Source organism: Pseudoalteromonas sp. ESRF-bin5 (assembly GCF_002632075.1).
Lineage (GTDB): Bacteria > Pseudomonadota > Gammaproteobacteria > Enterobacterales > Alteromonadaceae > Pseudoalteromonas > Pseudoalteromonas marina.
In genome coordinates this window covers 25,924-32,938 of sequence record NZ_NTLW01000315.1, presented here as the reverse complement: position 1 = coordinate 32,938, position 7,015 = coordinate 25,924, and the positions used below count along the sequence as shown (strand labels likewise).

The 7,015-nt window shown below is 38.4% G+C and carries 7 protein-coding genes; 4 read left to right on the top strand and 3 right to left on the bottom strand.

The features are described from left to right. Together BCG07_RS19135 and BCG07_RS19130 are read left to right on the top strand one after the other, a co-directional pair. A partial coding sequence (locus BCG07_RS19135; RefSeq protein ID WP_286891555.1) for an aminoacetone oxidase family FAD-binding enzyme occupies positions 1-524 on the top strand: 524 nt, incomplete at its 5' end. A 73-nt stretch (positions 525-597) separates the two neighbouring features. Continuing rightward, positions 598-1,503 carry a tetratricopeptide repeat protein gene (locus BCG07_RS19130; protein WP_243531697.1) on the top strand — a complete coding sequence of 302 codons (906 nt, stop codon included), beginning with the start codon at positions 598-600 and terminating at the stop codon, positions 1,501-1,503. Positions 1,504-1,588: 85 nt separating this feature from the next. Here BCG07_RS19130 and BCG07_RS19125 read toward each other — a convergent pair whose 3' ends face one another. After that, a complete protein-coding gene (locus BCG07_RS19125; protein ID WP_010556607.1) occupies positions 1,589-2,515 on the bottom strand; it encodes a manganese-dependent inorganic pyrophosphatase in 927 nt (308 codons plus the stop codon). Between the two features lie 118 nt (positions 2,516-2,633). On the opposite strand from BCG07_RS19125, the gene BCG07_RS19120 reads away from it, so the two are divergent. Together BCG07_RS19120 and mutM are read left to right on the top strand one after the other, a co-directional pair. Continuing rightward, positions 2,634-3,149 carry a hypothetical protein gene (locus BCG07_RS19120; protein ID WP_286891551.1) on the top strand — a complete coding sequence of 172 codons (516 nt, stop codon included), beginning with the start codon at positions 2,634-2,636 and terminating at the stop codon, positions 3,147-3,149. Further along, positions 3,149-3,958, top strand: coding sequence for a bifunctional DNA-formamidopyrimidine glycosylase/DNA-(apurinic or apyrimidinic site) lyase (gene mutM / locus BCG07_RS19115; RefSeq protein WP_006793230.1), 810 nt, complete (start codon positions 3,149-3,151; stop codon positions 3,956-3,958). The genes BCG07_RS19120 and mutM overlap by 1 nt, the downstream gene beginning before the upstream one ends. 80 nt (positions 3,959-4,038) lie before the next feature. Here mutM and BCG07_RS19110 read toward each other — a convergent pair whose 3' ends face one another. Both BCG07_RS19110 and BCG07_RS19105 read right to left on the bottom strand, forming a co-directional pair. Beyond that, positions 4,039-6,054 (bottom strand): methyl-accepting chemotaxis protein, encoded by a 2,016-nt coding sequence (locus tag BCG07_RS19110; protein ID WP_010556604.1) that lies wholly within the window; start codon positions 6,052-6,054, stop codon positions 4,039-4,041. A gap of 155 nt (positions 6,055-6,209) precedes the next feature. Further along, a complete protein-coding gene (locus tag BCG07_RS19105; protein ID WP_039038028.1) occupies positions 6,210-7,010 on the bottom strand; it encodes a symmetrical bis(5'-nucleosyl)-tetraphosphatase in 801 nt (266 codons plus the stop codon). Positions 7,011-7,015 lie beyond the last annotated feature (5 nt).

The following is a 7,015-nucleotide window of genomic DNA, read 5'->3' as shown; positions in this document are numbered from 1 at the left end:
GCACCACATTTAAAGAAAATATATTATTTACGCACCGTGGTTTATCTGGCCCCGCTATATTACAAATAAGTTCATTTTGGCGTGCAGGGCAGGCTGTTACTATTAATCTACTTCCTGAGCTAGATTTAAAACAGCAGCTTGCAGACTGGCGAGAAACGCAACCTCAAAAATCACTAAAAAATAGCCTAACGACAATATTGCCAAAACGGTTCATTGAAATATTACATGAAAGCAATGCAATACCTGATTGCAATATTAATCAGCTTACCCATAGTCAAATTGAAGACCTTGCTAACTACATTCATGCGTGGCAAATAAAACCCAACGGAACCGAAGGCTATAGAACTGCAGAAGTAACCCTAGGTGGTGTAAATACAGACGAACTAAGCTCTAAAACGTTTGAAGCCAAAAAATCACAAGGCTTGTACTTTATAGGGGAAGTAACCGATGTAACCGGTTGGCTTGGAGGTTATAACTTTCAGTACGCTTGGAGCTGTGGATTTGCAGCCGGGCAATACGCGTAGTTATTTTATCCATTGTTAAATAGAGCACACTCATATTACACTTAAAGCTTATGTGGCTAATATGAGTGTTCTAATGCTGAAGCATGTTTTAATTGTTTTTTTGCTTTTATATGTAAGCATGGGTGCAAAAGCCTCTGAAAACTTAAGTGATCATGAAGTGTTTTGTATGAAAACAGACCAAGATTGCTTAACCTACATTCAATCTCGCCTTTTAAATACACAAAAGAACTCCTCTAATTGGTATAAATTGAAAACTTACGAGTTTGACTATTATTTTGATTATCAAAAATTCGATAATCTTCATAGCGCATTAAGCCCCTTTGTTGACCAAGAAGAATTACCCGGCGCATTTAAAATACAAGTTTATTTTTATTATGCTAAATCGCTTAATTACTTGGGTGATAAGCAACAAGCGAAAGCCTATGCGGCAAAAGCATTTGCTCAACTTGATGAAATTTATAATGTATTTGGTGATCCTTTAAGGCTTGTAGAGCTGGCTAATTTACAGCACATATTTGGCGATAAAAAAAAGGCACTAAGGGTATTGCTTGATGCCGAAAAGCGTTATGCAAAAAGTAGTGATGCTATTTTTCACTTTGAGCTGCACATCAATAAAGGGCACATTTATTACAATTGGCAACAGTACCCTCAAGCGATAGAAAGTAATTTAAAAGCCTACAACGCTATAAAAAGAACAAAACACCATGCTAAAACTGTAATTGCGCTAGGTAACTTAGCTTTTTCATATTTTAAGCATAATGATTTTAATAACGCAGTAAAATATTATAAAACTGCGTTCGACTACATCGAACCGGATAGCATTTACCAAGCAACCTATAGTTTACGTTTAGCGCAATCGTATTGGGAGTTGGGTAACAAAATACAAGCGGCTTTGTGGTTAAATAAAATAGATAGAACTAATGTGGAATTCTCAAAAAACCATGCAAAAGTTTATGATGAAATAAAAAGTAAAATCTAATGCTAGTTTGCTCTTTAAATTTAAAAACAAAAAAGCCGATAATGCATATTCAATATCGGCTTTTTAGTGTTATTTATTAAAGCTATTAGGCTTTAGCAAAGGCATCTTGTAGTGGAGGTACTACTTGCTTTTTACGGCTTAATACACCATCTAACCATACTTTATCATTTTCTGGTTTTACGCCGTAAGCCTGCTCAACTAAGTTTGCATCGTCAGATACAATTAGCATTTGTGAGCCTTCTTTCATAATATCGGTAAGCAGCAAAAATACTGAGTGACGATTACCTTCGGCTTTAAGCTTTGCAATATCAGCTTCAAGGTCAGCTTTAATATCGTCAAACACAGCAAGGTCGATTACTTCTAGTTGGCCAATACCTACTAGGTTACCGTTCATGTTGAAATCTTTAAAGTCACGCATAACTAAGTCACGTGCAGGTGTATCTTCTACTGCAGACTTAACGCGGAACATATCCATGCCTAGTTCTTTAAAGTCTTCAACACCCGCAATTTCAGCAAGTGCTTCAACACATTTAATATCGGCAGTGGTACATGTAGGTGATTTAAATATTACGGTGTCGCTTAAAATTGCACACATCATAATACCTGCGATGTCTTTAGGGATTTCTACGCTGTAAAAATCGTACATCATTTTAATAATGGTATTTGAGCAGCCAACAGGACGGATCCAACATTCAAGCGGAGTAGATGATGTTAAGTCACCTAATTTATGGTGATCTACCACGCCAACAACGCGGGCTTGGTCGATATCATCAGGTGCTTGTGTTTTTTCTGTGTGATCGACAATATACACATCTTCGCCCGCGTAGCTTAATTTAAGCTCAGGTGCTTCGAAGCCAAATTTATCAAGGATAAATTGAGTTTCTGGTGAAACTTCACCAAGACGAGTTGGTATTGCCGGCTCATCAATTTGGTTTTTTAAATAAGCCAGTGCAATTGCACCACAAATAGAATCTGAATCTGGGATTTTATGGCCCACTACATACATAGACATTGACGGAACTCCTTTAAATTTGCCGATATTCTAACAAAGTCTGCGCCCTTTAACATATAGACAGTGCAATTAAGTTTTAGTTACACTTTAAAATATTGAATTTACTAGGTGTATAAATATGCGACTGGGCCGTAAGGGGTGGAATAACGTTATAATCTTCTCGATGCTGATTATGATTTTCTTTTTAAATGGTTGGCATAAGCAGTTTTTAAGTGGTGAACAAGAGCCCACATTGCAAGGGGTGTTACCTACACAAAGCTTTGTTTTAACCCTTAGTTTTGTTGATCAAAAAATTGAGCGTATTGGTACTAGTTGGCGTACAACTGCAATAAAGAAAGATGTGCCTGTTTTTTGGCAACCATCAGAGCAACAACTACAAGAACTTGTTAATATTTGGCAAGGAATACAGTTGCCAGTGGTTAATGAGTCTGTGGTTTTTAACCCAAATGCGCCTTTGTTTGTTGCCACATTTGAATTAGCTGGAGAAAGTTTGCCTTGGGTATATTTACTTTACAAAGGAAATAATCAGTATTATTTACTCGAAAAAAGTACTCAGCGCGTATTTGCACTTGATATAACTATAGCTACACAGCTGTTTCCTAGTTTTGATTTTTCACAAAGTGGGTCTAATTAATGCCTGAATTACCAGAGGTAGAAGTGAGCCGAATGGGCATTACTCCTCATATAAAAAACCAAGTTGTAACCAAGGTTAATATTTATAATGCGAGTATGCGCTGGCCAGTACCTGACGATGTTTACCAGCTAGAGGGGTTAACTGTTACCAATATTGAGCGCCGTGCAAAATATTTATTGCTGCATTGTGAGCTTGGTAGCACTATTTTACATTTAGGTATGTCAGGTAACCTAAGGGTTGTAGATAAGAGTGAGCCTTTAAAAAAGCACGACCATGTTGAATTTGTATTTGCTAATGATAAAGCGCTGCGCTTAAACGATCCTCGCCGCTTTGGGTGTTGCTTATGGCAAGAGCCAGGTGAGGTGCATAAGTTACTCTCAAAGCTTGGCCCAGAGCCCTTAACGGATAACTTTTTCGCAAAGCGCGTATACGAGCAGTCACGCAATAAAAAAGTACCTGTAAAACAGTTTATTATGGATAACGCTGTGGTAGTAGGGGTTGGGAATATTTACGCTAACGAGTCACTGTTTAAAGCTGGGATTCATCCAAAGCGCGAAGCGGGGAAGGTGTCACTTAAGCGCTATCAAGCACTTATCCCTATAATAAAAGACACGCTTGCTGCCGCTATCACTCAAGGTGGTACCACGCTTAAAGACTTTGCACAAAGTGATGGTAAGCCGGGTTATTTTGCTCAAGAGCTATTGGTATATGGGCGAAAAGGAAAGCCCTGTTTAACGTGTGATAATGAGCTGGAAGAAATAAGGCTGGGGCAGCGTAGTACCGTTTTTTGTTCACATTGCCAAAAGTAACTACCTTTACTTTCTAATGCTATAAAGAAAACCCCGTTAACACATGGTGCTAACGGGGTTTTTAGTATATACAAAGCGTTTTAAACTTTAAACTCGTCTACCGATAAACGCAGCTCTTCGGCTAGTTTTGCTACTTCAGAGCTTGAGATATTAGTTTGGCTTGCGCCTTCAGCTGTTTGTTCTGCAATAGCAACAATTGACTCCAAACGTTCACTAATTTCTTCAGCCACTTGTTGTTGCTCAAGTGCTGCTGTAGATATTTCTTCACTCACGTCATGGGCTTGCGATACCGCAAAGGTGATTGAGTCAAGCGCTGTACTTGCTAAGTCAGTTTGCTCTACACACGATACCGCACGTTGCTTACCTTTGGTCATTGCTGTTACAGCCGCTTCTGCGCCCGTTTGTAGCGATTCAATCATTGATTGGATCTCTTGTGTCGACTCTTGAGTTTTACTTGCCAGTGAGCGTACTTCGTCTGCTACAACGGCAAAGCCACGGCCGTATTCACCTGCACGAGCGGCTTCGATTGCGGCGTTAAGCGCGAGTAAGTTAGTTTGATCTGCAATGCCACGAATAACATCAAGTATGCTGCCAATCGATGCGCTATCTTGGTGAAGCTTATTAATAACTTGAGAGGCATCATCAACCTCGCGAGCAAGTTGCTCAATAGTTGATTTGTTATTGTTGGAAATACCTTTAACACGTTCAGCTTCTTTATCTGCGTTTTTAATTTCGCTTAATGCTTGCTGTGCACTATTGCTTACTGTTTGCGATGTGCTGCTCATTTCAGTCGTTGCTGTTGCTGCCTGCTGCACTTGTGCTTGCTGGTTACTAATAGCTTGGCTTGATTCTGCAGTAATTGCCGAAGTTTCTTCTGATGCAGCCGCTAGTTGGGTCGAGCGAGAAATAATCCCTTTGATTAAGCTGCGTAAGCTGTCTATTAGAGTATTACAGCTTTTTGATAGCTCGCCAAATTCGTCTTTAGCGCTGTCATCCAAGCGTTGAGTCATATCACCACTGGCTACAATATCTAAAATTCTGTTTACTTCGGCAAGTGGCTTGGTAATACGGCTTACGGTTATATATGCAATGGCGATGGCAAGTAAAGTTGCGATAACCATACCAACCCATGTCCATAAGTTTGCTGAGTCTACGTCATTACGAACGCCTTTTTGAAGCTCAAAGGCAACATTACTTGCTTGCGAAACTAACTCGTCAATTTGATTAAGTGCTATTTTTGTTGCGGCTTCTGAGTCGGCTAGCTCTTTTTCAGTGAGCGCAATTGAATCAATTAAACGTTTTTTATTCGCGGCTAAACTGTTGTTACCTTTTACGTTACTCTCAAGTGCTTCAACATGCTCTTTGAGGTCATTAAACAAGTCGCTATGGCTTTGCTCAATAGCCGGTTTAATTAGAGCAACAGTGCGTGTTACTTCTTCAAGATAGTAGGTTTGCTCGCTTTTAACGATATCTAATGTGGTTAACGTTTTTACTGTTAACATGTCGGTACTGTTGGTAACCACCGACATAAAGTTATTTTCCAAGTTATTCGCAGCTTGGAAAGCACGAGGGTGGTCTTGTTCAAAACCATCTATATCAATTATGTCTAAAACTACTGAGTTAGCATCTTCTGCGCTAAGCTCAATGGCTTCAATTTGTGCAGTGAGTGTTTTATTTAATGCAAGTTGTTTATTTTTATCTTCGAGTAAGTTTTCAACAATACTTAAAAAGTTTTCATAGGTTTGCTCAACACTTTGACTACTTTTACTTAGTTCAGGGTCGTTTTTAACAACGCTCTGAAGCTGTGCATGGAGTTCGTTGAATGATTTTTTTTGTTCGAATACTCTTTTTTTAATGGGTTCAAGCTCACTTGCGGATGAAGTATAAAAACTTGCTTGTGCTGCCTTACTCATTAATATGAATTCAGCTTGTAGCTCTGAACTTTTGTTTAATGCCGGTAATGATAGCTGGTTCACCTGTTGAGTAGAACGGTCTATATTCGCTATTTTAATTAACGAATTGCCGCCAATAATTAAAAGTAATAGCGTGATAAATATAAAACCACCCCAAATACGTTGGCTCACTGTTAGATTCATATGGATTTCCACTCAAAGATACTTTAATTAAAACTTATCGGCTTTTATTCGGATAAGTTAAGTAATTAAAATCAATTACTTTAATTAATTTTAACTATTAGTTTATAAATCTAACAGATGTATTGGAATTTTTCAGGTTATTTAGGTAAAAAGAGTCATTTTTCTATAAATAGATTTTTTGTTTTAAGTTCCATTAACGTCATCCCGTTACCCCATACACAGCCTGTGTCTAAAGCATGAACATGGTTAACCCCTGTTTTACCCTCAAGTGATGCCCAGTGACCAAAAACAAGCTCATCCTTAAGTGTGAGAATGTTCTTGTGCATAAACCACGGTGTTAACATTTTGCTATCTGCTATTGCACCTTTTGCATTAAGGTCTAGCTTATGGTCATGGGTTAAAAAGCGCATGCGGGTAAAGTAGTTAACTATATATCTAAACTTTTCGTAGTCATTGAGTGTTGTTGACCACTTTTTAGGATGGGGAGAGTACATATGCTTAAAAAAGTTTTTTGCATTCTTTGATTGATAGCAATCTTGAGCAAATTTTGCGTGTTGCAATGCATCTTCAATTGACCAATCAGGGTTTAAGCCTGCATGAGAGATAAAGCAATTATGTGTTTTTAAATATAAAGCGAGTGGTTGGGTTTGTAAAAAAGAGATATAACGCTTGAGTAAGCTGCTTTTAAAAATAGGAGCTAATTTATCTTTTGGGTTAGTCGGCTTATTTAAAAAATAACAAGCAATCATGTGCAAATCATGATTACCCAGTGTGATTGTCATGCTGTCTTGATGTTGATAGATGAAATCAAGGCAGGCAAGTGAGTCAGGGCCACGGGCAACAATATCACCCACTAAATATAGGTGATCTTTACTTGGGTTAAAATCAACCCTTTGTAACAAGGTGCTGAACTCTTTGAAGCACCCTTGTAAATCACCTATTGCATAATCGGCCATGTAGC

What these genes read in the sequence shown, in the direction of transcription:
- BCG07_RS19130 (WP_243531697.1), top strand. Translation starts at nt 598, where the DNA reads ATGCTGAAGCATGTTTTAATTGTTTTTTTGCTTTTATATGTAAGCATG.
- BCG07_RS19125 (WP_010556607.1), bottom strand. Translation starts at nt 2,515, where the DNA reads ATGTCTATGTATGTAGTGGGCCATAAAATCCCAGATTCAGATTCTATT.
- BCG07_RS19120 (WP_286891551.1), top strand. Translation starts at nt 2,634, where the DNA reads ATGCGACTGGGCCGTAAGGGGTGGAATAACGTTATAATCTTCTCGATG.
- mutM (WP_006793230.1), top strand. Translation starts at nt 3,149, where the DNA reads ATGCCTGAATTACCAGAGGTAGAAGTGAGCCGAATGGGCATTACTCCT.
- BCG07_RS19110 (WP_010556604.1), bottom strand. Translation starts at nt 6,054, where the DNA reads ATGAATCTAACAGTGAGCCAACGTATTTGGGGTGGTTTTATATTTATC.
- BCG07_RS19105 (WP_039038028.1), bottom strand. Translation starts at nt 7,010, where the DNA reads ATGGCCGATTATGCAATAGGTGATTTACAAGGGTGCTTCAAAGAGTTC.